Origin of the sequence: Streptomyces hokutonensis, from assembly GCF_042751305.1 — a bacterium.
In the GTDB taxonomy this organism is placed as follows: domain Bacteria; phylum Actinomycetota; class Actinomycetes; order Streptomycetales; family Streptomycetaceae; genus Streptomyces; species Streptomyces hokutonensis_A.
Map to the genome: position 1 here is coordinate 101,599 of NZ_JBHYWD010000006.1, position 26,443 is coordinate 128,041.

At 70.0% G+C, this 26,443-nt stretch carries 31 protein-coding genes; 21 read left to right on the top strand and 10 right to left on the bottom strand.

Translation table 11 applies throughout. The features are described from left to right. Positions 1-825 carry a helix-turn-helix transcriptional regulator gene (locus ACFXC1_RS17915; protein ID WP_381243743.1) on the bottom strand — a complete coding sequence of 275 codons (825 nt, stop codon included), beginning with the start codon at positions 823-825 and terminating at the stop codon, positions 1-3. 49 nt (positions 826-874) lie between these two features. Between ACFXC1_RS17915 and ACFXC1_RS17920 the strand changes: the two genes are divergently transcribed. Further along, positions 875-1,312 carry a DUF2000 family protein gene (locus ACFXC1_RS17920; protein WP_381243745.1) on the top strand — a complete coding sequence of 146 codons (438 nt, stop codon included), beginning with the start codon at positions 875-877 and terminating at the stop codon, positions 1,310-1,312. Between the two features lie 334 nt (positions 1,313-1,646). Further along, positions 1,647-1,871, top strand: a complete 225-nt coding sequence (locus tag ACFXC1_RS17925) for a hypothetical protein (protein ID WP_381243747.1) — start codon at positions 1,647-1,649, stop codon at positions 1,869-1,871. 135 nt (positions 1,872-2,006) lie between these two features. Here the strand turns inward: ACFXC1_RS17925 and ACFXC1_RS17930 are convergent, their stop codons facing one another. After that, the gene (locus ACFXC1_RS17930; protein WP_381243749.1) at positions 2,007-3,272 is read right to left on the bottom strand and encodes an MDR family MFS transporter; all 1,266 of its coding nucleotides are present in this window, start codon (positions 3,270-3,272) and stop codon (positions 2,007-2,009) included. Between the two features lie 152 nt (positions 3,273-3,424). On the opposite strand from ACFXC1_RS17930, the gene ACFXC1_RS17935 reads away from it, so the two are divergent. Then, positions 3,425-4,186 (top strand): phosphoglyceromutase, encoded by a 762-nt coding sequence (locus ACFXC1_RS17935; protein WP_381243751.1) that lies wholly within the window; start codon positions 3,425-3,427, stop codon positions 4,184-4,186. A 95-nt stretch (positions 4,187-4,281) separates the two neighbouring features. Here ACFXC1_RS17935 and ACFXC1_RS17940 read toward each other — a convergent pair whose 3' ends face one another. Continuing rightward, complete coding sequence (locus ACFXC1_RS17940; RefSeq protein ID WP_381243753.1) at positions 4,282-4,566, bottom strand: hypothetical protein; 285 nt, start codon at positions 4,564-4,566, stop codon at positions 4,282-4,284. Positions 4,567-4,895: 329 nt separating this feature from the next. On the opposite strand from ACFXC1_RS17940, the gene ACFXC1_RS17945 reads away from it, so the two are divergent. Genes ACFXC1_RS17945 through ACFXC1_RS17955 form a run of 3 tightly spaced genes read left to right on the top strand, consistent with a single transcriptional unit; the run spans position 4,896 to position 7,925 of the window. Then, a complete protein-coding gene (locus ACFXC1_RS17945) occupies positions 4,896-5,582 on the top strand; it encodes a hypothetical protein (protein ID WP_381243754.1) in 687 nt (228 codons plus the stop codon). Between the two features lie 31 nt (positions 5,583-5,613). Beyond that, positions 5,614-7,236, top strand: a complete 1,623-nt coding sequence (locus tag ACFXC1_RS17950; RefSeq protein WP_381243756.1) for a hypothetical protein — start codon at positions 5,614-5,616, stop codon at positions 7,234-7,236. Beyond that, positions 7,233-7,925 carry a TIR domain-containing protein gene (locus ACFXC1_RS17955; RefSeq protein ID WP_381243758.1) on the top strand — a complete coding sequence of 231 codons (693 nt, stop codon included), beginning with the start codon at positions 7,233-7,235 and terminating at the stop codon, positions 7,923-7,925. Before ACFXC1_RS17950 ends, ACFXC1_RS17955 begins: the two co-directional genes overlap by 4 nt. A 61-nt stretch (positions 7,926-7,986) precedes the next feature. Here the strand turns inward: ACFXC1_RS17955 and ACFXC1_RS17960 are convergent, their stop codons facing one another. Next, complete coding sequence (locus tag ACFXC1_RS17960) at positions 7,987-8,907, bottom strand: macro domain-containing protein (RefSeq protein WP_381243760.1); 921 nt, start codon at positions 8,905-8,907, stop codon at positions 7,987-7,989. Between the two features lie 79 nt (positions 8,908-8,986). On the opposite strand from ACFXC1_RS17960, the gene ACFXC1_RS17965 reads away from it, so the two are divergent. The 5 genes from ACFXC1_RS17965 to ACFXC1_RS17985 all read left to right on the top strand — a co-directional run bounded on the left by ACFXC1_RS17965 (position 8,987) and on the right by ACFXC1_RS17985 (position 12,647). Further along, positions 8,987-10,372 carry a macro domain-containing protein gene (locus ACFXC1_RS17965; protein ID WP_381243762.1) on the top strand — a complete coding sequence of 462 codons (1,386 nt, stop codon included), beginning with the start codon at positions 8,987-8,989 and terminating at the stop codon, positions 10,370-10,372. A gap of 474 nt (positions 10,373-10,846) precedes the next feature. Further along, positions 10,847-11,239, top strand: a complete 393-nt coding sequence (locus ACFXC1_RS17970) for a protein NO VEIN domain-containing protein (RefSeq protein WP_381243763.1) — start codon at positions 10,847-10,849, stop codon at positions 11,237-11,239. Positions 11,240-11,361: 122 nt separating this feature from the next. Further along, the gene (locus ACFXC1_RS17975; protein ID WP_381243765.1) at positions 11,362-11,676 is read left to right on the top strand and encodes a hypothetical protein; all 315 of its coding nucleotides are present in this window, start codon (positions 11,362-11,364) and stop codon (positions 11,674-11,676) included. A gap of 187 nt (positions 11,677-11,863) precedes the next feature. Then, on the top strand, positions 11,864-12,112 hold the full coding sequence (locus ACFXC1_RS17980) for a DUF7660 family protein (RefSeq protein ID WP_381243766.1): 249 nt from the start codon (positions 11,864-11,866) through the stop codon (positions 12,110-12,112). 220 nt (positions 12,113-12,332) lie between these two features. Beyond that, positions 12,333-12,647: a hypothetical protein gene (locus tag ACFXC1_RS17985; RefSeq protein ID WP_381243768.1), complete on the top strand. Its 315-nt coding sequence runs from the start codon at positions 12,333-12,335 to the stop codon at positions 12,645-12,647. Positions 12,648-12,751: 104 nt separating this feature from the next. Here the strand turns inward: ACFXC1_RS17985 and ACFXC1_RS17990 are convergent, their stop codons facing one another. The 3 genes from ACFXC1_RS17990 to ACFXC1_RS18000 form a co-directional block, all read right to left on the bottom strand. After that, positions 12,752-14,131, bottom strand: a complete 1,380-nt coding sequence (locus ACFXC1_RS17990) for a S53 family peptidase (RefSeq protein ID WP_381243769.1) — start codon at positions 14,129-14,131, stop codon at positions 12,752-12,754. 157 nt (positions 14,132-14,288) lie between these two features. Further along, positions 14,289-14,480: a hypothetical protein gene (locus ACFXC1_RS17995; protein ID WP_381243771.1), complete on the bottom strand. Its 192-nt coding sequence runs from the start codon at positions 14,478-14,480 to the stop codon at positions 14,289-14,291. Positions 14,481-14,639: 159 nt separating this feature from the next. Then, positions 14,640-14,888 carry an SCO4226 family nickel-binding protein gene (locus ACFXC1_RS18000; protein ID WP_019072371.1) on the bottom strand — a complete coding sequence of 83 codons (249 nt, stop codon included), beginning with the start codon at positions 14,886-14,888 and terminating at the stop codon, positions 14,640-14,642. Positions 14,889-14,976: 88 nt separating this feature from the next. On the opposite strand from ACFXC1_RS18000, the gene ACFXC1_RS18005 reads away from it, so the two are divergent. Both ACFXC1_RS18005 and ACFXC1_RS18010 read left to right on the top strand, forming a co-directional pair. Beyond that, a complete protein-coding gene (locus ACFXC1_RS18005; RefSeq protein WP_381243773.1) occupies positions 14,977-15,324 on the top strand; it encodes a hypothetical protein in 348 nt (115 codons plus the stop codon). After that, complete coding sequence (locus ACFXC1_RS18010; RefSeq protein ID WP_381243775.1) at positions 15,321-15,482, top strand: hypothetical protein; 162 nt, start codon at positions 15,321-15,323, stop codon at positions 15,480-15,482. The genes ACFXC1_RS18005 and ACFXC1_RS18010 overlap by 4 nt, the downstream gene beginning before the upstream one ends. Positions 15,483-15,540: 58 nt before the next feature. Here ACFXC1_RS18010 and ACFXC1_RS18015 read toward each other — a convergent pair whose 3' ends face one another. Both ACFXC1_RS18015 and phoU read right to left on the bottom strand, forming a co-directional pair. Then, positions 15,541-15,696 carry a hypothetical protein gene (locus ACFXC1_RS18015; RefSeq protein WP_019062518.1) on the bottom strand — a complete coding sequence of 52 codons (156 nt, stop codon included), beginning with the start codon at positions 15,694-15,696 and terminating at the stop codon, positions 15,541-15,543. A gap of 138 nt (positions 15,697-15,834) precedes the next feature. Continuing rightward, entirely contained in the window at positions 15,835-16,524 is a 690-nt protein-coding gene (gene phoU / locus ACFXC1_RS18020) for a phosphate signaling complex protein PhoU (RefSeq protein ID WP_381243777.1), read from the bottom strand. Positions 16,525-16,756: 232 nt separating this feature from the next. Between phoU and ACFXC1_RS18025 the strand changes: the two genes are divergently transcribed. Both ACFXC1_RS18025 and ACFXC1_RS18030 read left to right on the top strand, forming a co-directional pair. Further along, complete coding sequence (locus ACFXC1_RS18025) at positions 16,757-18,010, top strand: two-component system sensor histidine kinase PhoR (protein ID WP_381243779.1); 1,254 nt, start codon at positions 16,757-16,759, stop codon at positions 18,008-18,010. Continuing rightward, on the top strand, positions 18,007-18,687 hold the full coding sequence (locus tag ACFXC1_RS18030) for a two-component system response regulator PhoP (RefSeq protein WP_009340348.1): 681 nt from the start codon (positions 18,007-18,009) through the stop codon (positions 18,685-18,687). The genes ACFXC1_RS18025 and ACFXC1_RS18030 overlap by 4 nt, the downstream gene beginning before the upstream one ends. Positions 18,688-18,723: 36 nt before the next feature. Here ACFXC1_RS18030 and ACFXC1_RS18035 read toward each other — a convergent pair whose 3' ends face one another. Continuing rightward, on the bottom strand, positions 18,724-19,377 hold the full coding sequence (locus tag ACFXC1_RS18035; protein ID WP_381243781.1) for a copper chaperone PCu(A)C: 654 nt from the start codon (positions 19,375-19,377) through the stop codon (positions 18,724-18,726). Positions 19,378-19,966: 589 nt separating this feature from the next. Between ACFXC1_RS18035 and ACFXC1_RS18040 the strand changes: the two genes are divergently transcribed. The 6 genes from ACFXC1_RS18040 to ACFXC1_RS18065 all read left to right on the top strand — a co-directional run bounded on the left by ACFXC1_RS18040 (position 19,967) and on the right by ACFXC1_RS18065 (position 26,286). Continuing rightward, on the top strand, positions 19,967-20,449 hold the full coding sequence (locus tag ACFXC1_RS18040) for a CarD family transcriptional regulator (RefSeq protein WP_003953493.1): 483 nt from the start codon (positions 19,967-19,969) through the stop codon (positions 20,447-20,449). Between the two features lie 278 nt (positions 20,450-20,727). Next, positions 20,728-21,480 carry a 2-C-methyl-D-erythritol 4-phosphate cytidylyltransferase gene (gene ispD, locus ACFXC1_RS18045; RefSeq protein WP_381243783.1) on the top strand — a complete coding sequence of 251 codons (753 nt, stop codon included), beginning with the start codon at positions 20,728-20,730 and terminating at the stop codon, positions 21,478-21,480. Then, a complete protein-coding gene (ispF, locus tag ACFXC1_RS18050; RefSeq protein ID WP_381243785.1) occupies positions 21,470-21,967 on the top strand; it encodes a 2-C-methyl-D-erythritol 2,4-cyclodiphosphate synthase in 498 nt (165 codons plus the stop codon). The genes ispD and ispF overlap by 11 nt, the downstream gene beginning before the upstream one ends. A 102-nt stretch (positions 21,968-22,069) precedes the next feature. Next, complete coding sequence (gene cysS / locus ACFXC1_RS18055) at positions 22,070-23,470, top strand: cysteine--tRNA ligase (protein ID WP_381243787.1); 1,401 nt, start codon at positions 22,070-22,072, stop codon at positions 23,468-23,470. Positions 23,471-23,579: 109 nt separating this feature from the next. Further along, positions 23,580-24,524: a 23S rRNA (guanosine(2251)-2'-O)-methyltransferase RlmB gene (rlmB, locus tag ACFXC1_RS18060; protein WP_381243789.1), complete on the top strand. Its 945-nt coding sequence runs from the start codon at positions 23,580-23,582 to the stop codon at positions 24,522-24,524. A gap of 118 nt (positions 24,525-24,642) precedes the next feature. Continuing rightward, positions 24,643-26,286, top strand: a complete 1,644-nt coding sequence (locus ACFXC1_RS18065; RefSeq protein ID WP_381243791.1) for a DoxX family protein — start codon at positions 24,643-24,645, stop codon at positions 26,284-26,286. The last annotated feature ends 157 nt before the right edge of the window (positions 26,287-26,443 follow it).

The window sequence follows — 26,443 nt, forward strand, 5'->3', positions numbered from 1 at the left end:
CTAACCGCGGTGCTGATCCCTGTCGCGTGAATAACGCCCCGGCGTGACCCCCACCAACTTCCGGAAATGGCGGGATAGATGGGACTGGTCGTAGAAGCCGGTCGCCGCCGCGACCTCGCCCGGCGGGCGGCCGTCCAGGAGGAGCCGGCGGGCGCGGTCGACGCGGCGGGACATCAGGTACTGGTGCGGTGCGATGCCGTAGGCGCCGCTGAACGCCCGTACCAGATGGGCGGGATGGGCGTGCACGAGCCGCGCGGCCTCGTCGAGCGCGATGCCCTCGGTGACGCGTTCGTCGAGGAGTTCGCGCAGGGTGCGGGCGAGGGCGGGGTCCTCGGCGGGGGTGGGGGAGGACGGCCGTAGGTGGGCGTGCAGCCGTTCGGCGATGAGGGTCAGGCGGCTCTCGGCCTCCAGTTCGTCACCGGGGTGATCGAGCGCGGTGTGCAACTGGCCTACGCGCAGCCGGAGTTGGGGATCACGGAGGTCGGGACGGTCGACGGCGGAACCGATCAGGTCGTCCGGGAGATGCGTGCCGTCGAGATACAGGACCCGCTTGCGGAAGCCGTGCGGCGTGGCGGGGGAGCCGTTGTGCGGGACGTGCGGCGGGAGCAGGGACACCGTGTCGTGCGGGGTGCCGTGCTCGTGCCGGTCGAGGTCGTACCGTACGGCGCCGTCGTCCACGATCAGCAGCGTCCACGCGTCGTGTACGTGCATCGGGTACGCGTACTCGGTGAAGTGGGCGTGGAAGACCTCGACGACACCGGGGATGCGGGGCCGCCACGCGGAGACTTCCTGCTCGGGGCGGGCAGGGCCGTGGTGCGGGGCCATGCAAAGAACGTACAAGACGGGGGCGCGGGGCGGTCGGCAGTCTCGGTGCATGAGCACTGACATCGCTGGTGAACCGATCCGCTTCGACACGAAGATCGCCGTCCTGCTGCGGGACGACCTGGAACCCTGGCAGCGGCTGAACGTCACGTCCTTCCTGGTCAGCGGCCTGGGCACACAGATCCCCGAGGTGATCGGGGAGCCGTACGAGGACGCCGACGGGGTCGGCTATCTGCCGATGTTCCGGCAGCCGGTGATGGTCTTCGAGGCCACCAAGGAGGTCCTGGTGGCGGCCCACGCCCGGGTCCTGTCCCGGGCCCTGCCGCGCGCGGTCTTCACGTCCGACCTCTTCGCCACCGGCAACGACCGGGACAACCGGGCGGCGGTACGGGCCGTCGCGACGGCCGACCTGGACGTGGTGGGGCTGGCGGTGTACGGGCCGCGGAACGGGGTGGACAAGGTGGTGAAGGGGGCGCGGATGCATCCGTGACGCCATCCGTGACGCCATCCATGACCGAATCTGCACAGGGCGTGCGCAACCGCGGGGCGGGCGGGGCCCGTTGGGGCCGAGTTGTCCGGTTCGAACCGGCCGCCGAACTGCCTGTCAGCCCGCTGTGCGCCGCCGCCTGTAGAGAACTCGGACCCAACTCGTGTGCACACTCACACGGTTCGGCCGCCGCCGGGTTCAACTGTCCTGCGGGGAGCGGGATCGGACTGGATGCCCCGCACGTCGCGTGGTTTGATCCTGCGCATCGCGGCCCGCAGCCTGTCCCCCGGCGGGACCGCATCCCCATGTGGACCACCACGCGAAGGGAAGTTTCCCCATGAACTCCGCTCCCCAGGTTCAGACCCTTGAGATCTCCGACACCGAGCTCGACACCGTCTCCGGCGGGGTGAGCCCGCAGGTCAGCGTCAGCGTGGGCTCGACGACCCTCAGCAGTGCGGACCTCCTCGCCGAGGTCGACTCGGTCAAGGCAACTGTTCTGGGCACCCTCGGCGGCACCCTCGGCGCGCTTCCCCACAGCGTCGGCGTGAACGTCGGCTACTGACCGGTGTCTGTCGGCGGTCATCGCCGGTCACGACGACGAGCCCCCTACCTGCAGAAGACGTGCGGGGGAGGGGGCTCGTCGTCGGGTATGTCATCCTCGGGAAGGTGACGGCGTGGCCGTGTCGTCGTAGGGCCGTCAGGCCGCGCTGACCTCCGGCTTCGCCGCCACCGGGGTCTCGACGCCGACCGGTACGGCGGCCGGAAGCCGCCGCATCAGCACGCCGTATCCCACCGCCGCCCCCGTCCCCACGACCGCGCACAGCCCCCACAGCCACTCCGCCCCGAACCGGTCGATGACGAAGCCGGACATCAGCGGGGCGACGAGTGCGGCTACGGCCCACGACAGGGTGTACATGCCCTGGTAGCGACCGCGTCCCAGGACCGGGGAGAGACGGACCACGAGGCCCGTCTGCGTCGGCGCGTTGATCATCTCGCCCAGGGTCCACACGCACACCGTGAGGGCGAAGACGCCGACCGAGCCGGCGAACGCGGTGAGCCCGAAGCCGTAGCCCGCGAGGAGCGAGGAGACGACCAACAGCCGCTTGGCGTCCCGGTGTTCGATGAGCCGGGTGACCGGGATCTGGAGGGCGACGATGAGGAAGCCGTTGACGGCGATCGCGGTGCCGTAGTCGGCGGGCGTGAACCCGGCCTCGCCCATCGCGACCGGGAGTCCGACCGAGCCCTGCTGGAAGACGAGCGCGACGAGGAAGGACAGTCCTACGACGCTCATGAACCGCCCGTCGCGCAGTACGGTCCCGATGCCCACCGGGTCCACGGCCTTCCTGCCGTCGTCGTCCATGGCGACCGTGGGCCGGGACTCGGGCAGCTTCAGGAAGACGACGACCGCGCAGGCCGCCGTCATCCCCGCCTCCAGCAGGAAGCCGGCGCGGTAGCTGACCTCGGCGATGAACCCGGCGGCCATGGAGGAGACGGCGAAACCGAGGTTGATCGCCCAGTAGTTGAGGGAGAACGCCCGGACGCGGTCCTCGGGCCGCACGATGTCGGCCATCATCGCCTGCACCGCCGGGCGGGACGCGTTGCTCGCCATCCCGACCAGGAACGCGACACCCGCGATGGCGAGGGGGTCGTGCATGAAGCCGAGCAGCGCGACGGCCGCAGCGGTCGAGGACTGCGCGATGAGGAGGGTGGGCCGCCGCCCGAGCCGGTCGGTCATGACACCCGCGCCGATGGACGAGACGACCCCGCCCAGCCCGTGCAGCGAGGCGACGAGACCGGCGTAGGTCGCGGAGTAACCGCGGTCGAGCGTCAGATACAGCGCCATGAAGGTCGAGACGAACGCCCCGAGCCGGTTGACGAGGGTGCTGGTCCACAGCCACCAGAACTCGCGGGGCAGACCGGAGACGGTTTCCCGGGCGGCACGTCTCAGGGCGGCGAGTGGCATGGATCGATCCCCCATGTAAGCGGCTACGGCGGTGAGCACAACTTACGAACAGGACGCCCGGTCGGACCACTCAATTAACAGAAGCCGTCAACTGTCGGACGGGGAGGCGGGCCCCCGACCATGGCCCGAATGCGTGGATTACGCTCTGAGGCATGGCCGACGCACCGTACAAGCTGATCCTCCTCCGCCACGGCGAGAGCGAGTGGAACGCGAAGAACCTGTTCACCGGCTGGGTGGACGTCAACCTGAACGAGAAGGGCGAGAAGGAGGCGGTCCGCGGCGGTGAGCTGCTCAAGGACGCCGGCCTGCTCCCCGACGTGGTCCACACGTCCCTCCAGAAGCGAGCGATCCGCACCGCGCAGCTCGCCCTCGAATCCGCCGACCGCCACTGGATCCCGGTCCACCGCAGCTGGCGCCTGAACGAGCGCCACTACGGCGCCCTCCAGGGCAAGGACAAGGCGCAGACCCTCGCGGAGTTCGGCGAGGAGCAGTTCATGCTGTGGCGCCGCTCCTACGACACCCCGCCGCCCCCGCTCGAGGACGGCACGGAGTTCTCCCAGTCCGCGGACCCGCGCTACGCCTCCATCCCCCCGGAGCTGCGCCCCCGCACGGAGTGCCTGAAGGACGTCGTCGTCCGCATGCTCCCGTACTGGTACGACGGCATCGTCCCCGACCTCCTCGCCGGCCGCACGGTCCTCGTCGCCGCCCACGGCAACTCCCTCCGCGCCCTCGTCAAGCACCTCGACGGCATCTCCGACGCCGACATCGCGGGCCTGAACATCCCGACGGGCATCCCCCTGTCCTACGAACTGGACGCATCCTTCAAGCCGCTCAAGCCGGGCGGCACTTACCTTGACCCGGATGCGGCTGCGGCTGCTATTGAGGCGGTCAAGAACCAGGGCAAGAAGAAGTAAGCCGGAACGGTCAAGGCCCCTACCTGCGGTTTGTCCGCCGGTAGGGGCCTTGTTGCTGTGCTGGGGCGGTCTCTGGGACCTCAGCGGTCAGCGGGTCAACGTCGCTTCTCGGCGTCGCACAGAATCGCGACGAGGGTCTCGAAGGCCGCCACGTTCTTCGGGGACCTGATACCGAGCCGCTGCGCGGCAAGCTGCAGGGTCAGCTTGCCGTTCGGTGGCGGGGCTTTTCCCTCCAGCACTCCGGCTGCCTTGAGCAGATCCTGCTGCGGTACGTCCAGGGCCACCGCCAGGGGCTTGAGCAGATCGGTCGGGACCTCGAACGTTCCCGCGAGGATCTTGGATATGTCGCCCTCCGGCATGTCCGCTGCTTTGGCGAGCACGGCCCTGCCTTTCCCCGACGAGGAGTTGAGGGCATATCCGGCGTTGTCGGCCGCACGCGTTACGTACTCAGCAAACTTCTTCGTAGCAGGATTCGGACGCGTTGCCACTTGCTGCCCCTTCCGTCGCAGGATGAAGCAGGTTCCCACTCTGCCTGCCGTTTCCGGTAGGGCACGGCTCCGACTCCCCAGGGTCCCGCCCCGGAAGCGGATCGGAAGCGGATCGGTTCTGGTGGCGGAAGCGGTGGCGGCGGTGGCATGCGAGGTGTCCCTCAGCCTCTGTGCGACGGGTGGCTGAAGTCAGCGCACTGTCGCGACCGTTGGAGTGCCCCATGAACGACCCCATGAACTACCCCATGAACGACCTCGGACCGCCGCCGTCCGCCCCCGCTCCCGCCGTGCCGAACCCGCCGGCCTCCTACCGTGCCGGCGGGCTGGTCCCGCCCCCTGGAGCCGCCCGCACCTGGGGGCTCACCGTCATCGGTGTGCCCTTGCTGATCGTCCTGCTCCTGGGGCTGGTCGACGGTTCCTTTTCGACCGGGGGCGGAGGCGGGGGCGGGCAGGCGCAGGCCCAGCCGTGGAACCCGCCCACGGCGTCGTACACGTACACCGGATCCGTCGAGGCGAGCCCCTACGGCGCCTCCGACCCGGCCACCACACCCGACCCGGTCACCACTACCGCCCTGACCCCGACCGACCAGGCGACCCGGACAGGCACCGCCACCGCCGCCGGGCCGGAAGCCGCCGTCACCGCCTACTTCGCGGCGATCAACAACCGTGACTACTCGACGGCCTGGGCCCTCGGCGGCAAGAACCTGGGGGACCCCGACTACGACGCGTTCGTCGCGGGCTACGCCACCACCGAGCGCGACACGATCAGCCAGGTGTCCGTGCGGGGGAGCGTCGTGACGCTGGTCCTCAACGCCTTTCAGACGGACGGCACTTCGCACGCGTACAACGCCGCCTACACGGTGCTCGACGGTGTGATCACCCAGGGCACGGCAACCCCGATCGGCTGACCATCCCGCACGAGTGGAGCGCTGAACCATCGTGAGCACACAGGCACCGCACCGCAATCCGCCCGGCCCGCCGCCCGCGGCGCCGCCACCGGTCACCCGCGTGTACGCGCGGACCAAGGCCACCCGCCTGCTGTCCGCAGGAACCTACCTCGACCCCGGCTACCGCAAGGACGTCATCCGCGAACTGCTCAAGAGGCGCTTCAGAGTGGTCGCGCCGTCGTACGGCTACGACGCCGTGTCGGTCCTCGCCCACGCCCTCGCCGCGCGCCGACTGCGCCGTATCCAATGGGCAGTTGGGCTCGGATCGGCGGTTCTGCTGCTGATCCTGCTGAGCGACGGCGCGCTGGGGCCCCTCGTCGCCGTGCCGCTCCTGTTCTGGGTGCTGTGGGGCGCGGCCTATCTGCGCCGGGTCGTCACCCTGCACATCCTGATGACCCGCCTGAAGGAGACCGGCCCGGCCGGCGGCTTCGACGGTGGCTACCCCGCCAACGGCAGGCTCACCCCGGCCCTGATCGGCAAGATAGACGCCGAGCAGGGCAGCCACGAAGGCCTGGTCTTCTACGGCGGGTTCCGGCCCTTCGTCGGCGCCGGGCTGCCCCTGCGCGACTGGGCCAACGCCCAACTCCTGCTCGGCGCGCCCAAGAACCGCCTCGCCGCGCGCAAGGACTTCGACGTCAACGGGACGGGATCCGGGGCCGACCTGGACGAGGTGGAACGCAAACCGGTCAAGCCGTTCACCGTCCACAAGATCACCTCGCACGTCGCCGCCCGGATGGACGCGGAACTGCGCGACGAGGTCCGCCAGGACGAACGGATCGAGGGGCTGGCCGTCGAGCAGCGCCGCTACACGACGGCGATCCGCACCAACGACCGTACGCTGGGCATCGGTTGGTCCCAGCTGCCCGGCATGGACGATCTGCCGGACATCCACTGGCGGGAGGACTACGACGCGGCCCGCGAGTATTTGTGCGTGCGCGTCGGATCCTGGAACGAGGAGCTGGTGACCTCGATCTTCGTCGGGTTCGACCTCAAGGGCGACACCCTGCACACCGAGTTCTACACCTATGTACTCGGGCCGCTGGTAAGGGAGTTCCACCTCGTCGACCGACTGCCCGACTCCTTCGACGCCCGGCTGGCGGTGCGGGTCGCGTGGGACATGGTCAAGGCCGTGCCGAGCTGGTGCGTGGCGTTCGGACTGTCGCCGCTGCGACTGTTCCCCGAGCGGTTCCTGCCGGGGCGGGTGCGCCGGTGGGTGCGGCCCCGGCGGGGCGGGCGGTCCGCCATCGAGTTCACGGCGGCGGGCGCGACGGTCGACACCAGCGAGTTCCGGCTCGCCCGCTACGCCAACGAGTCGGTGGACTGCGGCGCGCTGACCAGCGTCCGGGAGATGGCCACCAGCGACACCTACCACCACTTCTTCCAGAAGACCGATGCCCTGAAGTACTCGCAGATCGTCGAGCGCCGACTGCTGCACACCATCCGCCAGTTCCTGGAGGAGCAGGACGTGGATCTCGCCGACCACGACCGCGCGCAGACCAACATCCTTTTCGGGGACAACGCTCAGGCGATCCTCGGCGGGCACAACGAGAACTTCGGGTACAACTACCGCCCGCAGGGCCCCGATTCGTCCGGCAGCCAAGGGGATCAGTCATGAGCGAGAGCCACACATTCGGCGACAACAGCCAGGTCATCCTCGGCGGGGAGAACAAGGGCTTCGGCTACAACTACCATGCTGCGCCCGAGACTTCGGACACCCCGTCGCAGCCGTCCGACCAGTCGTCCGCGCAGGCGCCCGCCGGTCACGACCGCGGTCGTAGCGTCTTCGTCGTGCACGGCCGGGACGAAGAGGTGCGGCAGGCGATGTTCGGGCTGCTGCGCCGGCTCGACCTACGGCCGCTGGAATGGGAGGAGTTGGTGCGGGCCACCGGCAAGACCGCGCCCTTCCTCGGCGAGGTGGTCATGAACGCACCGGCGCAGGCACAGGCCGCCCTGGTCCTGCTCACCCCGGACGACGTCGCCAAGCTCCACCCGCACCTGCTCGGCAACCGCGAGCCGGACGACGAGACCCAACTCACCGGCCAGCCAAGGCAGAACGTGCTGATCGAGCTGGGCATGGTGCTGATGGCCTACCCCGAGCGCACCGTCATCGTCGAGGTCGGCCGGCTAAGGCATGTCGCCGACACCGCGGGCATCAACGTCATCCGGTTCGACGGCACAGAGTCCTCCCTCGCGAAGATCTCCGCGCGGCTGAGGCTGGCCGGCTGCCAACTCGACGACAGCGGACCGGAATGGCGCGAGACCCGGCACTTCCAGAACCTCTCCGCGTATCGGAGGCTTGCCTGAACCCGGGAGAGAAAGGGGGAGGGTACGGACGCTCAGGCGGCCGTACCCTCCCCTCTTTTTGCTACACGCGGTCGAGTCCCGAAGCGAGAACCCGCAAGAAGGCCGCCACCTCCCGCATGTCGATCCGCTCCAGATCGGCGGGCCGCACCACCACCCGCAACTCCCGGCAGACCGCGCCCTCCCGCGACCGGGCGACGAAGGACATCAGGATCAGCCGCAGCAGGCTGTCCTGGTCGAGATGGTCGAGCCGGGACAGCCCCGAGCCGACCAACGGCATTGCCACGCGCTCCAGTTGGGCGTGCCGGTGCAGCGCGTCCCACAGCCGGCCGAGGCCGAGCCAGAGCTCCTCCACACTGGACGCGGCCACACAGTCGTTGCCGATACGGCTGTACGCGACCGCGAACACCAGCCTCGGCCGGGCGCCCAGCACCGCCACCGTGCCGACCGGATAGCGGTCCAGTTTGCCCAGCGGCTTGTGGTCCCGGTCCTCCCGCGCGACCGGCGTGATCCCGGCGAGCGCCGCGAGCAGTTCCGCGTCGAGGCGCCGTACGTCACCGTCGTACCGCCGGAGCAGCAACTGCCCTTGCACGCTGCCCGCGTTGATGACCTCGCCGGCGGCCGACGCGGTGTCGAAGGTGTCGCAGAACCCGACGACGAGATGCGCAGACTGGTCGAACACGTCGCCCGCCTCGATCACCACCGTCAGATCGGGCCGCCGGAACACCTGCTCCACCCGCTCCACCGGCCGGGCCTGGACCAGCCCCCACACCAGACAGGCCGCCACCGACACGACTGTGACCGTGCCGGGATCGGGAAAGCTCCGGGGGAAGAACTGCCCGACGAACTGAAGCACCGCCGATATTCCGCCGAAGGCCACCATCGTGTTGCGGGCGAAAACCCTTCGGGCGCGCCCGGTGCCGTAGAGCCGCAGAAAGCGGACCGGTATGCGGAGTCGGGACCCACGGTTTCTCCAAGGCATCATGATAATGTTCTTGTCACTTCTCGGTGACACAGGGTGATACAGGGGCGCGGCGGGGGCGACGCGGGTGGCCGAAGGACAAGTGCGTATTCAGGTCAAAGTGCTGGGGCCGGTCCGGCTCGACGTCGACGGGATTCCGGTCAGGCTGACCCCGTTGACCACCCGGCTGCTGGTCCGTCTGGTGGCCGCCGAGGGCGAGGCCGTGCCGGTACGTCAACTGCGGCGTGACGTATGGGGGTTGGCGGACGGGCCCCGCCATCTGGACCAGCGCAACCGCAACGAGGTGCAGAAGCGCGTCCTGGAGCTGCGGCGCGCGCTCGATCCCGGCCAGGACGGCACGGCCGCCCGCGTGCTGCGCACCGAGCAGCAGGTCACCGTGCACGGTCCGGAGACCGCCTACCGGCTGGTGCTGCGGCCCGAGGAACTGGACAGCGCACGGTTCACGGCCGTCGTCGGGGCCGCCCTGCTGGCCCCGCCCGCCACGGCCGCCCACGAACTCGCCGAGGCGCTGGACCTGATCCGCGGCCGGCCGCTGGCCGAGGTCAACGGCGAGAGCTTCGCCGACCCCTTCATCCGCCGGCTCACCGCGCTGCTCGACTCGGCCCGGCGTGAACTGGTCCGCGTGCAGGCCGACTTGGGCCGTCCGGACCTCGCGCTGCCGGTCGCGGAGCTGATCGTGCGCGACCATCCCGACGACCTCGACGCGGCGCGCGCCCTGGACACCCTGCGGGCCGCGCTGCGTGCCCGCCACGGCGCCGAACTGCTGCGCCACCGGGTCCCGTTGCCCGGTCAGCGGGCGGATGTCGTCCTCGTCCGCGGTGACTTGTTCGAGCAGACGGACTGCAATCTGGTGGTCGGCTTCACCGACACCTTCGACACGGAGACCGACCAGGACATCGTCATCAGCCGCGACAGCGTGCAGAGCCAACTCGTCGACCGGCTCTTCGGCGGCCGGCGCCGCCTGCTGGACGAGAAGCTGAAGACCGGGCTGCGTGCCGTGCGGGCCGTCGGCACGGAGAGCGCACGGGCCAAGCCGCGCGGCCGACGGGTCCGTTATCCGATGGGTACGACCGTTGCCGTACCCGTCGAAGGCCGCCGGATCTTCGCGGTCGCCTACTCGCGGCTCGGCAACGACCTGGTGGCCCGGTCCGGTGACGAGGACCTGCGCTCCGGCCTGGAGAACCTCTGGGCCTCGGTGGCCGTGCACGGCCTGTTCAGACCGGTCGCCGTCCCGCTCATCGGCTCCGGGCTGGCCCGGGTGACCGACCTCGACCGCAGCCAGCTCGTGGCGCTGATCGTCGACTCGTTCATCGCCGCGTGCCGCCGATACCCCGCGCTCACTCCCGAACTGCGCATAGTGGTCCGCCCGGAGGACCTGGCCAGCACCGATCTGTCGCCGGTCGAGCGGCGATTCCACGAACTGGTGCCGGATCTGGAGCCCGCCCCGGGGCCCGACCGGGTGGAATGACCAGGAACAGCAAGGAAGTTGAGGCCACGGAGCCCGAGCCCGAGCCCGAGCCAGTGCCCGCGCCCGAGGTGAGACCGGGTGGCCCTCGGCGTCCGTCCCCCGCTCCGACAGGTTCCTCCGCATCTACGGCTCCCCCACGCGGCATCGCCCGCCGGTCCTGGTCCGCCACAGCCACCCGGCCTCACCGGATCCCAGTGCACCGCCGCCGCCGCTTCCGCCGGTAGCCACCATCCGCTTCCGATCCGATTCCGACGCCGGCGGGCAGGCCTCGGGGCAGCGGCAGTTTCGGCGGCCGCCACTCCCGCAGCTCGCGCGCCGGAGGCCGAGCCACCTGGGCACCGGGATCGGGGACGATCACGTCGTAGGCGATGCGGTCGGCGTGTCCGGTGTCCTCGGTCGCCGTCGCCTCCTCTTCCCAACCGGCGGGTCCGCACGGCACGATGGCGCCGCAGGAACGCAGGGGCAGGGGATGCCGTGGGAAACAAAGAGACCGAACAGGCCGCGATCACCCACGTGTTGGCCGTGGAACGGGCGGCCGGCCGCGACCCGAGGGACGTACGGACCACGGGCCTCCCGTACGACATCGACAGCGCGCCCCGCATGATCGAGGTGAAGGCGTTCAGCGGTTCGGCGCGCAGCGAGACGCTGGCGCTGGAACACCGGCAGATCACCGCCGCCCAGGCGAACCCCGAGCGCTTCTACCTCTACGTCGTGGACAACCTCGCCCGCCCGGACGGAGCCGAGGTCGGCGTACGTGTCCTGCACGGCGAGGTCCTCCTGGCGATGATCGAACGCTCCCGCCCCGCGATCACTCACTGGCCCACGTTCCGCGCGGCGGAGTACGACCAGGCGGAGCGGCTGGGGTGAGCGACCGGTGATCAGGGTCGAATACCCCCGCACCGGCCCCTACGTGGACCAGGGCCACGAGAACCGCGAAGGAACGCTGGTACTACTTCCTGTCCGGCCTCAGGTTCACGATCGACGAGGCCGTGCTGACCCCGCCGTGGTCGTGGACGCCCGTTTTCGACTTCCTGTGGTCGGCGAAGGGGGCACTCGACCACCTTGAGCGGGGCGAGCGTACGACGATCGGTTTCACCGAGAACGCGGAACTGATCGAGTTCGTCCCGGAACCGGATGGCGAGCGGGTACGGATCTCGTGCACGTACACACCGGTGGAAGCGGGTTGCGAGCGCCGTGCTCTCAAGGACGCCTGGCTGACCCTTCGCGAGGCCGTGCTGTCACAGCTCGGCGACGAGTACCCCGACCTCGCGGCCAACCCCGTACTCGCCGAACTACGACTCTGAGCGACCGGCCGACGCCGACGACGAGTCCTGCTCCGCGGTCCCCAACTGCCCTTCCCGGCAGAGCGACAACAGACATGCGGCGCCTGGACGGAGTCCGCCCGGAGGAAAGCCACTTGGCGTACCGCCGGGACGATTCTCTCCCCAGTGACGCGATTCCACGCGATACGTGCCAAGTAGGCTGCCGCTCATGACCACTTCTCCTGATCATGTCAACAGCAGAGAAGACCTGTTCGCCTTCGTCGTGGACCTCCACCAGAACTACACCGAGGAGGGCCACACATGGGAGAACGCGGACCTCGGGCGTTACCTGGACGCGCTGGCAGCGTGGATCCACAGCGCGCCCGGCTGGTACAGCAACTTCGGCCGCACCATGCCCGCCGACGGTGACTGGAGCTTCTTCGCGCGAGCTCTTTCAGCTGCGAGGCACTACGAGTAGTGGCGGAGGAGTCGAAGTGGTGGTGGGGACCCGCTGGCTCACGTGCGCTGCTCTCGGCGTTCAAGGTTTGCTGCTCGGGCGTATGCCGGGAAAGTGGCTGCAGCGTCATGTTCGGCACCCGAGACTCAGGGGAGCGGGTGCGTTGGTCGTGGTCGGGATCGGTCTGATCGCCCTGGGGCATGTCGTGAAGCCGGAAAATCAGCGATTTGGGGGAGCAGCGATGCTGCGGTTCATGGACTGGTCCGTAGTTGCCATGGGATGCCTGCTGGTTCTCGCGGCTCTCGGTGGGCGGTGGTGGGAGCGGGCCAAGGAAGGTGGTCCCGGTCAGGAGACGCGGTTCCTCTGGGCGTGGCTTCCTCTGCTTCTGGGCCTGGGGATGATCTGCGGCAACCTGCCGCGACTGCTGCACGCGTCCCACGCCGCCGTCATGACCATGGACACCCTCAACCTCGTACTGGCGGTCACGACGGTGGTCCTGGTTCTCCGGGCCGCGCGTCACTTCTTCCAGGAGCGAGGGCTTCGCACCCTCGAATGAATGCCCCGCTCTGGGACGCGGACGGCCCGGGTTCGCGTGGGATGGGATGCGAACCCGGGCCGTCGGTACGGGAGTTCAGGGGGTTCAGAGAACCCCGCGGACCCTCAGTGCTTCCAGCTCGCCTTGGCCAGCGCCGGAACGAAGCGCAGCGCGTCCACCGTGCCGATGCCCGTCGCCATGTCGTAGCCGTTGCCGGCCGTGTAACCGGTCACGCCCGCGTACGTGTTGTTCGTGCCGTCGTTGACGTCGACGATGCCGTTGCTCTTGGCGCCGTGCCGAGCGAGGGCGTACAGCGCCGAGTTGATGTTGCCGACGCGGTGTCCCGCCGCCTGGTCGGCGAGGGCGATGATGCCCGAGAAGAGCGGGCTGGCCTCGCTGGTGCCGCCGTAGACGTCCCAGCCGATCGCGGTCGGGTCGTAGCTGGAGTAGACCCAGGCGCCGCCGTTGACCGCCGCGGCCATCGACACGTCGGGCGTGGCGCGCTGGGTGCCGACGACGCTCTTGACGCCGTTCTGGAAGGACGGGCGGGAGAACACGTGGGACTGGCCGCCGCCGCTCGCGCCGTAGTCGTTGTAGACGCTGTCCGGGGTGACGCGGTTGCCCTTGTCGTTCAGGTGGAGCTGTGTGCCGCCGATCGACGTGACCAACGGGTCCGAGGAGGGCCAGGAGTTGACGGGCTTGTCGTAGAAGGCCGAGCCGTCCAGGTTGTAGTCGGTGGCGCCGCCGTCGCCGGAGGAGGCGAGAACGGTCACGTGCTTGCGGTTCGCGTCCTGGAACGCGTAGCGCAGCTTCTTGATGCTGGAGAAGTCGCCCTGGTCGAAGCCGGGGAAGGTGTTCTCGGTGGCGCCGAAGCTCTGCGTGATGACGTCGCCGACGCCGTGGTCGATCAAGTACTTCTCGGCGTCCATCATTTCGGGCAGACCGGTGACGCCCTCGGTCTCGGCGACCGCCGTCTCCACGAGCACGATCTTCGCGTCGGGCGCGACCGCGTGCGCCATCTCGACGTCCAGGGTGGTCTCGCCGGCCCACCCGGTCATGTCGGCGTTCTTCGGGTCGAAGACCGGGACCTTGCCCCACTTGACCACGTTGACCTTGGCGCTCTTCAGGCCGAACTGCTTGCTGTAGACGTCGAGATCGTGCTGGATCGTCGGCGAGCCGAACGAGTCGACGATGACGATCGTGCGTCCCTTGCCCGTAATGCCGTGCTTGTAGAGCGAGTTGAGGTTGTACGCGGTGCGGTACTGCAGCGGGTTGTAGCAGGCGATGCCCCACTTGGCCTCGCACTGCTCGCTGGAGAGCGGGCTCGGCACGTCACGGGCGAGGGTGTGCCCGGTGATCGCCGGGATCGCCTTCGTCTGCGGTACGGCGGCGGACGCGGCGCCGCTGACACCGGCCAGCGGGGCGGTCGCCAGGGCGGCGACGGCGAGGGTGGCGGTGGCGGCCGTGGAAGCCGCGATGCCGCGTCTGGTGCGCGCTATGTGCATGAATCGCCCCTGGATGATCGTGAGTTGCACGCGATGGTGTGCGTGCATCTCATCCAGTGAGACATGCACAGGACAAGTCAGTTGAACTGCCGATGCCGAAGCTTTTGCCCAAACAGCACCCAATGCTCGAACGGTCCTGGTGGGCGGACGGGTTCGATCAGGCCGCGGACCCGGACCCGGCCAGCCGCCGGAACGCCTCGGTGGTGCGCGGATGCGCGATCTCGTCCAGCAGGTGCCGCCACTCGGGATCACCCTCGGCGGGATGCGCCAGGTCCCACGCGGCCAGCAGCGGAGCGAGCGCGCTCTCGCCGGAGACCTCGGCCGGGTCCGTGAACTGCCTTGATTCCATGGGACGTTCCTTCCGGGCGGGCGAGCGGTGGGAATCGGCCGGTGGCCAACTGGCTTCTACGATGCCTTCGTCCGCCCGCACCCACCATGCAGCGCCCCACCCGACCGCGGGTGGGGCTGACCGCACCCCCGGGTACCCCCGAACACCCCCGGTACGGCGTCAGATCGAGTACGGCACCGGGTGCACCTCGTCAGCCCGGTGCCCCGCGCGCTCGTGCACCCGCTGGACCGCCTCGGGCGACGGCGCCTCCGACAGGCAGTACACGGTCCCGGACTCCGGATCCGCCCAGGCCCGCTCGAAGTGGACGCCCTCGTCCTTCTCCACGGCGAGATCCGCCTTGTGGGCCGCCATCAACTGGTCGGCCGTGATGCCCTTCATTCCGTGATGTACGTCCATGTACTGAGCCATGGCCTCGCACCTCCTCGTGCTGTTCCCCCCTCCCCATGCTGCGCTCCCACGGCCTCCGGGGCTACCGTGCGGAACGATCACGGGGAGGGTGACAGGACGTGACGAGGGGCATCCGTTCGGGGACGCCCGGGCCTGCGAGGCGAGCGACCTGCCGTTGCGGGCGGTCCTGGACCTCGTAGGGCTGCCGCTGCCGGCCGGGGCGAAGGACGTGCACTATGTGACGCACTCGCCCGCGGCGGCGGGGCAGGTGTCGCCGGCCGTCGCCTTCCGGGTCTCCGGGTCTCCGGGTCTCCGGGTCTCCGGGGCGGTGATGGACCGCTGTCTGCGGGCGAACGGGATCGTGCCCGCCGGGGTCGACTGGCTCACCAACGGGCCCTACGCGACCGGGGACTCCGGCGCCGACCCGGCGAGCCTGGGGCTGTGCGGGGAGGGGTGAAGGAGATCTTCGCGCCCTCCGTGCTGGTCGACAAGCGGTTGGACGCCCTGGACGGGAGCCGCCGTGCGGTCGACTTCGCCATCGCGCTGCCCGACGGCTACGACAGCCTCCCGGCCACCACCGACGTCCTGCTCACCGTGGCCGAAAACAGCCCCTGAGCACGCCGGAGGGGCCCCGGCGCCGTAGCACCGGGGCCCCTCCGGGAGCAGACGGCGGTCAGCCGCACTGGCAGGGATTGCCCGACTGGCACCCGCATCCGCAGCCCGAGCCGCAGCCGCAGGCGCCGAAGAGCGGGAGGCTCTTGATCTCGGCGGGCTGCTGCGTCTCGCGCTCCTGCGTCGGGTCCGGCGTCGTGGCGGGGGATTCGGCCATGGGTCCTCCTGGAGGCTCGTGCCTGTGCCCATCGGATGCTGCCCATTGGATGCCCGCTGCGGCGGGCGCATCAACGGCGCATTGAGGCTTCCCTCACGAGCCCCCCGACCTGGGGCCTACGCCCCCCGGACCTGGGACCTACGCCCCCTCGGCCCCCGTCGCCGGCTGGATGTCGGGCTGGAGCTCGTCCGCGTGCTCACCCGTGACCAGGAACACCACGCGCTTCGCGACCGACACCGCGTGGTCGGCGAAGCGCTCGTAGTAGCGGCCGAGCAGGGTCACGTCGACCGCGGTCTCGATGCCGTGCTTCCACTTGTCGTCCAGCAGGTGCTGGAAGAGCGTGCGGTGCAGCAGGTCCATCTCGTCGTCGTCCGCCTCCAGCTGGAGGGCCAGGTCGACGTCCTTCGTGATGATGACCTCGGCCGCTTTCGCCATCAGGCGCTGGGCGAGCTGGCCCATCTCCAGGATGGTCGCGTGCAGGTCGTGCGGCACGGCCCGCTCGGGGAAGCGCAGCCGGGCCAGCTTCGCCACGTGCTGGGCGAGGTCGCCGGAGCGCTCCAGGTCGGCGGACATGCGCAGGGACGTGACGACGATCCGCAGGTCCGTCGCCACCGGCTGCTGCCGGGCCAGCAGGGCTATGGCCCGTGCTTCCAGGTCGTGCTGGAGGTCGTCGACCTTCTTGTCGGCCTCGATGACGCTCTCGGCCAGCTTCAGGTCGGAGTCCAGGATCGCCGTCGTGGCGCGTCCGATCGCCGACCCGACCAGCCGGGCCATCTCCACCAGACCGTCACCGATCGAGTCAAGTTCCTCGTGGTACGCGTCCCGCATCAGGGTTCCCTCTCCTACGTTTGCTTCGGGGGGCTCAGGGGCCCGGGGCCTGTCGGTTGTGACTAAAAACCGGCCCTTCCACCCCACGCTCCCACGTTCCCGCTCCTACGCGACGGTTTCCGCCACCCCAAATGAACCAATACTGGCTCCAAGGTGAACTCTGGGCGACGAGTGTTCGAGGTCGCACTCCGATGGCTGTGGCCAGGAGGTATCCCATGCCTAACCTGGGGGCATGGACGTGAACGCGGCGGTCGCCGCAGCGGCAGCGATCGCCGGGGTGCTCACCGGTGTCATCGCCATGCTGGCGTTCCGCTGGAGCGAACGCGACCAGAAACGGCCGACCAGGACCTCCCTGCACACGGACCCGGTGCTTCCGCCGGGCGTGGACACCGTCCTCTCGGTGCTCCGCTCCTCGGCCGTCGTCCTCGACGAAGCGGACGCCGTGGTCAAGGCCAGCTCGGCGGCTTACGCCCTCGGACTGGTCCGTGGCGGGAAACTCTCCGTCGACCCCATGCTCCAGATGGCCCGGGACACCCGGCGCGACGGCGAGATACGCCAGGTCGAACTGGATCTGCCCCGGCGGGGCACCGGACGCGGCGAGGCTCTCGCCGTGTCCGCACGTGTGGCCCCGCTCGGCTCCCGGCTCGTCCTGCTCCTCGTGGAGGACCTCACCGAGGCCCGCCGCATCGAGGCCGTACGACGGGACTTCGTGGCGAACGTCAGCCATGAGCTGAAGACCCCGGTCGGGGCCCTCTCCCTCCTGTCCGAGGCAGTTATGGACGCCTCGGACGATCCTGAGGCGGTGGAGCGCTTCGCCGGCCGGATGCAGATCGAGGCCACCCGGCTGACCAACCTCGTGCAGGAGCTCATCGACCTGTCACGGGTCCAGAACGACGACCCCCTCGAAGACGCCGAGCCGGTCCGCGTCGACGAACTCGTCGCCGAGGCCATCGACCGGTGCCGGCACCAGGCCGGCACCAAGCAGATCACCATGGCCGCCGGCGGCACCGCCGACCTGCACGTCTGGGGCAACCGCGGCCAGCTGGCCGCCGCCCTCGGCAACCTGGTCGAGAACGCCGTCAACTACTCGCCCGCCCGCACCCGTGTCGGCATAGCCGCCCGCCGGGTGTCCGCGCCCGGCGGCGACCACATCGAGGTCGCCGTCACCGACCAGGGCATCGGAATATCCGAGAAGGACAAGGAGCGCGTGTTCGAGCGCTTCTACCGTGTCGACCCGGCCCGCTCGCGGGCCACCGGCGGTACGGGTCTCGGGCTGGCGATCGTCAAGCACGTGGCCGCCTCGCACGGCGGGGAGGTCACGGTGTGGAGCTCCGAGGGACAGGGCTCCACGTTCACCCTGCGGCTACCGGAGGCGGGTGCGGCCCGCGACCGTGCCCACCAGCACCCCGACCTCGACGACGAGGCCGAGGGGTCCCCTGATCCATCCCCGTACGAACCGCTTCCCGCCCCGGAGGTCCTTCCGTGACCCGAGTGCTCGTCGTCGAGGACGAGGAGTCCTTCTCCGACGCCCTGTCGTACATGCTCCGCAAGGAGGGCTTCGAGGTCGCCATCGCGACCACCGGGCCCGACGGACTCGACGAGTTCGAGCGCAACGGCGCCGATCTCGTCCTGCTCGACCTGATGCTGCCGGGGCTGCCCGGCACGGAGGTCTGCCGCCAGCTGCGCGGCCGCTCCAACGTCCCCGTGATCATGGTGACGGCCAAGGACAGTGAGATCGACAAGGTCGTAGGCCTGGAAATAGGAGCCGATGACTACGTCACCAAGCCCTTCTCGTCCCGCGAACTGGTCGCCCGTATCCGGGCCGTCCTGCGCCGCCGCGGCGAGCCCGAGGAGGTCACCCCGGCCGCCCTCGAGGCAGGTCCGGTCCGCATGGACGTGGATCGCCACGTGGTCACGGTCTCCGGCTCCAAGGTCGACCTGCCCCTCAAGGAGTTCGACCTGCTGGAGATGCTCCTGCGCAACGCGGGCCGCGTACTGACCCGCATGCAGCTCATCGACCGCGTCTGGGGCGCCGACTACGTCGGCGACACCAAGACCCTGGACGTCCACGTCAAGCGCCTCCGCGCCAAGATCGAACCGGACCCGGGTGCCCCGCGCTACCTGGTGACGGTGCGCGGCCTCGGCTACAAGTTCGAGCCGTAAACCGCGCACACACGATCAAGGTGCTACGGCCGCTGCTCAGCCGGCGGAGGCCGTGGCCGTCGCCGTGGTGCTCTCGGAGGCGGAGTCCGACGGGGTGGCCGACGTGCTCTTGCCGGGCTTCGGCGAGGCGGAGGTGGTCGCGGAGGCGCCCGGGGCCGGGGTGGGGATCGCGGTCGGGCCCCACTTGGTGAAGTAGCTGTCGGCCGGGACGACGAACGCGCTCAGGCTCACCGCGCCGGTCGTGCTGAGGGTGAAGGTGACCTTCTGCGCGTTGCCGTCCTCCAGGCCGCTGCCGACGTCGGTCAGCGCGGCGGAGGCGTTGCCCTTGCCGCCCAGGACGAGCGAGCCGAAGGCCGGGACGGTCAGTTTGCCCTTGCCCTTGGCGGGGGTCAGCGTGGCCGTGCCGACGCCGTCGACGCTGACCGAGTCCAGGGTCTGGGGGTCCTTGCTGTTGTTGAACAGGGTCGCCGAGATCACCGCCGGGCCCGAGGGCTGGGGGCTGGAGTCGGTGACGGGCTGGGTGATGACGAGTGCGTTCTGCACCTTGATGACACCGACGGAGACGGCCGCGTTGTCCGGCTTGACCTCAAGCGTCTGGGCGTCGTTGCCGGCACCGCACGCGGCGAGCGAGGCGATCGAGAACGCGATGGCGGCGGCGGCGAGGGCGCCGCGTCGAAGGCTGCTGCTCACGGCGGCGGCTACTCCTTGAACGTGGGCGGAGCAGGGCGACTCCCGAATAAAGCCGCCCTAAGTGTCTGTCAGCGGCCTTAGGTTACCGAGCCGTTCCCGCGCCACCGCACCCGACCCTCCCCCAACCGGGTACCCGTGTGCCACAAGTGACCCGCGGGTCACTTGTGCCCGGCACTCGTCCGGCATTCACATAAGCAGCTCAGCCGTCCGTCGGCGGATTTTCCGTGAAGAATGCAGGACACCTCGAAGAATTGATCACCGGCCGTTCCGCGCCTCCTCGGTGATCAATTCCGGATTCGCCTCGCACCGGGCTCCGCGCACCGAACGGAGTAGCGGAAGTCGAGCACTTGGAACCAGACATTTGGGGACGTTCGTCCACTTGGGGGCGCCTCCGGATGTGTGTAACGTACGCGTTTCACCTCACCCGGAGAGCCGCTCCGACCTGCGAATACCCTCTTCCGCCCGGCCTCCGCAGCACGTTCCTGTTGCTGTTGTCAAGCCCCGAGATATGCCCTGACCTGCGAAAACGCCATTCAGAACACGCAGTTTCCGTGTTACCCTGGATAGCCACGGAAGGGGTACCTGTCACATGACGTTCAAGGTTGGCGACACCGTGGTCTATCCCCATCACGGGGCCGCGCTGATCGAGGCTATCGAAACTCGCCAGATCAAAGGCGTGGACAAGACCTACTTGGTGCTGAAGGTCGCCCAGGGTGACCTGACGGTGCGTGTGCCAGCGGACAATGCGGAGTTCGTCGGCGTACGTGATGTGGTCGGTCAGGACGGGCTGGACCGGGTCTTCGAGGTGCTGCGCGCTCCGTACGCCGAGGAGCCCACGAACTGGTCGCGTCGTTACAAGGCAAATCTGGAGAAGCTCGCCTCCGGCGATGTCATCAAGGTCGCGGAAGTCGTCCGTGACCTGTGGCGTCGTGAGCGCGAGCGCGGACTCTCTGCAGGTGAGAAGCGCATGCTCGCCAAGGCTCGCCAGATCCTGGTGAGTGAGCTCGCGCTCGCGGAGAACACGAACGAGGACAAGGCCGAGGCCCTGCTCGACGAGGTTCTCGCGTCCTGACGCAGGCACCTGGTACGCCCTGCTCAGCACACTGAAATGCCGTGGTGCCCGATGACAGCCCGCCTGTCGCCGGGCGCTTCGGCATGTTCGGGGGCAGTTCACAACTACGCGTTCATCACTACGCGTTCATGACTACGCGGAGAAACCCCCGATAATGGTGTGCCGGGCCCGGGCAGCAGGCTCGACCGGTGTCACGGAAGGGTCCGGTCAAGGCGTCGCGCCCGGCACTCCTCAGGCCATACCCACGTAGGTCGAGCACACAAACCTGACAGGAACCGATGTCTGACGATTCGCGCTCTTCGCAGGCGCAGTCCTCCGTCGCCGCCGTGATCCCGGCCGCCGGACGGGGCGTACGCCTCGGCCCCGGCGCCCCCAAAGCGCTACGCGCGCTGAACGGCACCCCCATGCTCATCCACGCGGTCCGCGCACTCGCCGCCTCCCGCGCCGTCACCCTGGTCGTCGTCGTGGCCCCGCCCGACGGCGCCCCCGAGGTCAAGACCCTCCTCGACGCGCACGCGCTGCCCGAGCGCACCGACTTCCTGGTCGTCCCCGGCGGCGACTCCCGCCAGGAGTCCGTGAAGCTCGGCCTGGACGCGCTGCCCCCCGGCTACGACGTCGTCCTCGTCCACGACGCGGCCCGCCCGCTCGTCCCCGTCGACACGGTCGACGCGGTCATCGAGGCCGTACGGGACGGCGCCCCCGCCGTCGTACCGGCCCTGCCGCTCGCCGACACGGTGAAGGAAGTCAAGCCGGCCACACACCCCGGCGACCCGGAGCCGGTGGTCGCCACCCCCGAGCGGGCCCGCCTCCGCGCCGTACAGACCCCCCAGGGCTTCGACCGCGCCACGCTGATCCGCGCCCACGAGACGGTCACCGACAACGTCACCGACGACGCGAGCATGGTCGAACAGCTCGGCCTCACGGTCGTGGTCGTCCCCGGCCACGAGGAGGCCTTCAAGGTCACCCGCCCCCTGGACCTGGTCCTCGCGGAGGCGGTCCTCGCCCGCAGGAGGCTGAACGATGGCTTCTGAGCCGTACGTGGTGCTGCCCCAGGTCGGCATCGGCACCGACATCCACGCCTTCGAGGAGGGCCGCGAGTTGTGGTGCGCCGGCCTCAAGTGGGAGGGCGAGGGCCCGGGCCTGGCCGGCCACTCCGACGCGGACGTCGTGGCGCACGCCGCGTGCAACGCCTTGTTCTCCGCAGCGGGCCTCGGCGACCTGGGCCAGCACTTCGGCACCGGTCGCCCCGAGTGGTCGGGCGCGTCGGGCGTCACCTTGCTGACAGAGGCGGCGAGGATCGTCCGCGAGGCGGGCTTCACGATCGGCAATGTGGCGGTCCAGGTGATCGGCCCGCGCCCGAAGATCGGCAAGCGCCGGGATGAGGCACAGAAGCTGCTGTCGGAGGCGGCGGGTGCTCCGGTGTCGGTTTCGGGAGCGACAACGGACGGCTTGGGCTTCCCGGGGCGGGACGAGGGCTTGATGGCGGTGGCAACGGCGCTGGTCCTGAAACAAGGGTGACTGTGCCTACTCAGGGGCGCGGGGAACTGCGCGACAAGCCCCCACCGGCCGGTACTCGGCATACGGTCCCGCGCACCCCGCACCGCCCACTACCCTTGTACCGTGACCATTCGCCTGTACGACACCAGCACCCGGCAGATTCGCGACTTCACCCCGCTCACAGCGGGCTGTGTCTCGATCTACCTGTGTGGTGCCACCGTGCAGGCCGCCCCGCACATCGGCCACATCCGCTCGGGCCTGAACTTCGACATCCTGCGCCGCTGGTTCGAACACCGCGGCTATGACGTCACGTTCATCCGCAACGTCACCGACATCGACGACAAGATCATCGCCAAGTCCCGTGACCAGGGCCGCCCTTGGTGGGCGATCGGGTACGAGAACGAGCGCGCGTTCAACGACGGCTACCAGGCACTCGGCTGCCTCCCGCCGACGTACGAACCGCGGGCGACCGGCCACGTCCCCGAGATGATCGAGATGATGCGCGGGCTCATCGAGCGCGGGCACGCCTACGAGGCGGACGGCAGCGTCTACTTCGACGTGCGGTCGTACCCGGAGTACCTGCAACTGTCGAACCAGGACATCGACGATCTGCGCCAGCCCTCCGAGGAAGGCATCACCGGCAAGCGCGACCCGCGCGACTTCGCGATGTGGAAGGCGACCAAGCCGGGCGAGCCCGACTGGGAGACGCAGTGGGGACGGGGACGGCCCGGCTGGCATCTCGAGTGCTCCGCCATGGCCCACAAGTACCTGGGCCCGGCCTTCGACATCCACGGCGGCGGCCTCGACCTGATCTTCCCGCACCACGAGAACGAGATCGCCCAGGCCAAGGCCTACGGCGACGACTTCGCGCAGTACTGGGTGCACAACGCCTGGGTCACCATGAGCGGCGAGAAGATGTCGAAGTCGCTCGGGAACAGCGTGCTGGTGAGCGAGATGGTCAAGGTGTGGCGGCCGATCGTGCTGCGCTACTACCTCGGCACCCCGCACTACCGCTCGATGATCGAGTACAGCGAGGAGGCCCTGCGCGAGGCGGAGTCCGCGTTCGCGCGGATCGAGGGCTTCGTGCAGCGGGTCGTGGAGAAGGCCGGGGGAGTCGTCGAGCCCGCGGCCGAGGTACCGCCCGCGTTCGCCGAGGCGATGGACGACGACCTGGGCGTACCGCAGGCGCTGGCCGTCGTACACACGACTGTCCGGCAGGGGAACTCCGCGCTCGCGGCCGACGACAAGGAAGCCGCAGTGGCCCGCCTCGCCGAGGTGCGCGCCATGCTCGGCGTCCTCGGCCTGGACCCGTTGGACCCGCAGTGGGCGGGAGAGACGGACCGAGGCGAGGACCTGCACGGCGTCGTGGACACCCTGGTCCGGATGGTCCTCGACCAGCGCGAGGCCGCCCGGGGCCGTAAGGACTGGGGCACCGCGGACGCCATCCGCGACCAGCTCAACCAGTCCGGGCTGGTCATCGAGGACGGCCCACAGGGCCCGCGCTGGACCCTCGGCCCACGCTGAACCCACTCCGGTCAACGAAGATCGACTGTGCCGCCCGGCCCTCCGGGCGGCACACTGCATAGACGTACGTATTCGTTCGCACTCATCGCATCGCACAGACAGGTAGGTCATGGCAGCCAACAACCGCCGCATGTCCGGCAAGAAGGGCGCGCAGGTCGGCAGTGGCGGCCAGCGGCGCCGGGGTCTGGAAGGCAAGGGTCCCACCCCGCCCGCCGAGGCGCGCAAGGGCCACAAGAAGAACCGCATCGCCAACGCCAAGGCCAAGCAGGTCCAGCGGCGCGCACCGGTCGTGCGCGGGCGCGGCGGCAAGGGCACGTCCGAGATGGTCGTAGGACGCAACCCGGTCGTGGAGGCGCTGCGCGAGGGCGTCCCGGCGGTCACGCTCTACGTCCAGCAGTTCATCGACAACGACGAGCGGGTGCGCGAGGCGCTCCAGCTGGTCGCCGAGCGCGGTGGCGTCCACCTCATGGAGGCCCCGCGCCCCGAGCTGGACCGCATGACCAACGGCCTCAACCACCAGGGCCTGGTCCTCCAGGTCCCGCCGTACGAGTACGCGCACGCCGAGGACCTCGCCAACGCGGCCTACGACAAGGGCGAGGACCCGCTGATCGTCGCCCTCGACGGGGTGACCGACCCGCGCAACCTAGGCGCGATCGTCCGCTCGGTCTCCGCGTTCGGCGGCCACGGCGTCCTCGTCCCCGAGCGCCGCGCGGCCGGCATGACCGCCGGTGCCTGGAAGACGTCGGCCGGTACGGCGGCCCGTACGCCCGTCGCCCGCGCCACGAACCTGACGCGCGCCCTGGAGGCGTACAAGAAGGCCGGCATCGCGATCGTCGGCCTGGCCGCCGACGGAGAGGCCGAACTCGGCGAACTGGCCGCCCTGGAAGGGCCGGTGGTCATCGTCGTCGGCAGCGAGGGCAAGGGCCTGTCCCGACTTGTGGGCGAGACCTGCGACTTCAGGGTCCGGATTCCGATGCCGGGCGGCGCGGAGTCGCTCAACGCCGGTGTGGCGGCCGGGGTCGTCCTCTACGAGGCGGCTCGTAAGCGTTCCTGAACGGATGTTCGGCGCGGTCACCCACTCGGGGCAATCTGGGTGTCGAGGGCGAGCTTGACGCTGTCCGGACACATCCGGCAAGTCAAAGCAGTGTCCTAAACACACGTCACTCGGTTAGATGAGTGTGGACACCAGAACACCCCGCACACCCACGGGGGACCGCTCGTCCGGATTCCAGTCCGGATTGGACGACGCTCCCGCGCTGAGCATGGTGAAGGTGCCGAGCGATCCGGCCCAGGTCATCGTCAACCATGCGAGTTTCCGCGTGCAGCTGGGCGCCTCGACGCGCACCCGAAACCCGCGCCTCGCACGGCAGTTGAGCACCGCCGAGGACACCGCCCGGATGCCCGCGGCCGGTGCCGGCGGCGCCCGCCGACGGCCCGTCGTCTGGAGCGGCAGGTCCGCCCCGGACGACACCGGCGCCCACCGGCTCCTCCAGGCCGTGCGGGGCAGCGGCCTCCGCCACGGCGAGCAGCCGGCCGCCGACGCGGGCGCCACGCAGGTCATCCCCCGTATCCAGGACGGCGGTTACGGCGGCGACCACGACGGCGACCTGACCGCGCAGACCCTCGAAACCCCCATCGTCGGCGCCCAGCGCGGCCACGCCCACGACACCGGCGAGAACCGACTCCTGCCGCAGATGCGGACCGTGGGCAGCGCCTACGACGAACCCGCCTACGGAGACGGGGAGTTCGAGGACTTCGAGGCGGACGGCGACACCGAGCGGCGCACCGCACGGCACCCCAACGACCCGGTACGGCACGCCTATTACCCCGGCCGCCGGATGAACCTCGGCGTCGTCCTGCTCCCCCTCCGCATCTTCCTCGGCTTCATCTCCATCTACGCCGGCATGGGCAAGCTGTGCGACCCCGTCTACTTCGACGGCGGCAAACGCGGCTCCATGGTCAAGTGGCTCAACACCCTGCACCCCTGGGAAGTCGCCGAGCCACTACGGCAGTTCGCCCTCCAGCACCCCGTCGGCTCCGGGCTCGTCATCGCCTTCGCCCAGGTCGTCGTGGGCGTCCTGACGATCCTCGGCCTCTGGCAGCGGGTCGCGGCGGTCGGCGGCGCGCTGCTCTCCGCCGCGCTCATCGTCACCGTCAGCTGGAAGACCGTTCCCGCCTACGACGCCCCCGACATCATCTACCTCGCCGCCTGGTCCCCGCTGATCATCGCCGGCGCCCCCGTCTACTCCGTCGACGGCCGCCTCGCGGGCAGCGCCTGGCGCCGCCTCGGACCCCGCGCCGACATCTGGGAACTCCGCCGCTACGTCCTGCGCCGCGGCGCCCTGGTCACGGCGGTCGCCATCGGCCTCACCCTGCTCATCGGCTCGCTGCTCGGCGGCGCGGTGCGCGACTCCAGCCGCGTGGTCGTCCCCGGCCCCGGCGAGGCCCCGCGCAACGAACTCCCCGGCGCCCCGCTCCCCGGGGAACCGACCAAGAGCCGTAGCAGCAGCCCCTCGGCGGTCAACTCGCCGTCCCGGCAGCCCACTTCGGCGAGCCCGTCGCACGCCGCGACGAGCCCGGGCGCGACCCACTCCTCGACCGGTACGGCCACCGGCGGCGCCCCCAGCCAGACCCAGGGCACCGCGGGCCGCACCCAGCCCCAGCAGTCCTCCCCGGCCGGCCAGGCCCCCAGCACGACCTCCGGCCCGACATCGGGCGGCGGCACGACCGGCGGCACCGGCTCAAGCGGCGGCTCCAGCACCGGGGGTTCGTCCTCCTCCGGCCAGCCGGGCCTGGTGGGCGGCCTGTTGGGGTAGCTGGGCCGGTGGGCGGCTTGTTGACGCAGTCACCGCCCACCGGCTGACACACGAGGAGGGGGGGGGCCGGCGGCGGGGGGGGGGCGCCCCCCGGGCGGAGACGAGGACGCGCCGCCCCCCACCCCTGGGGCGGGGGCAGGGGGAGATGTGTGTGGCG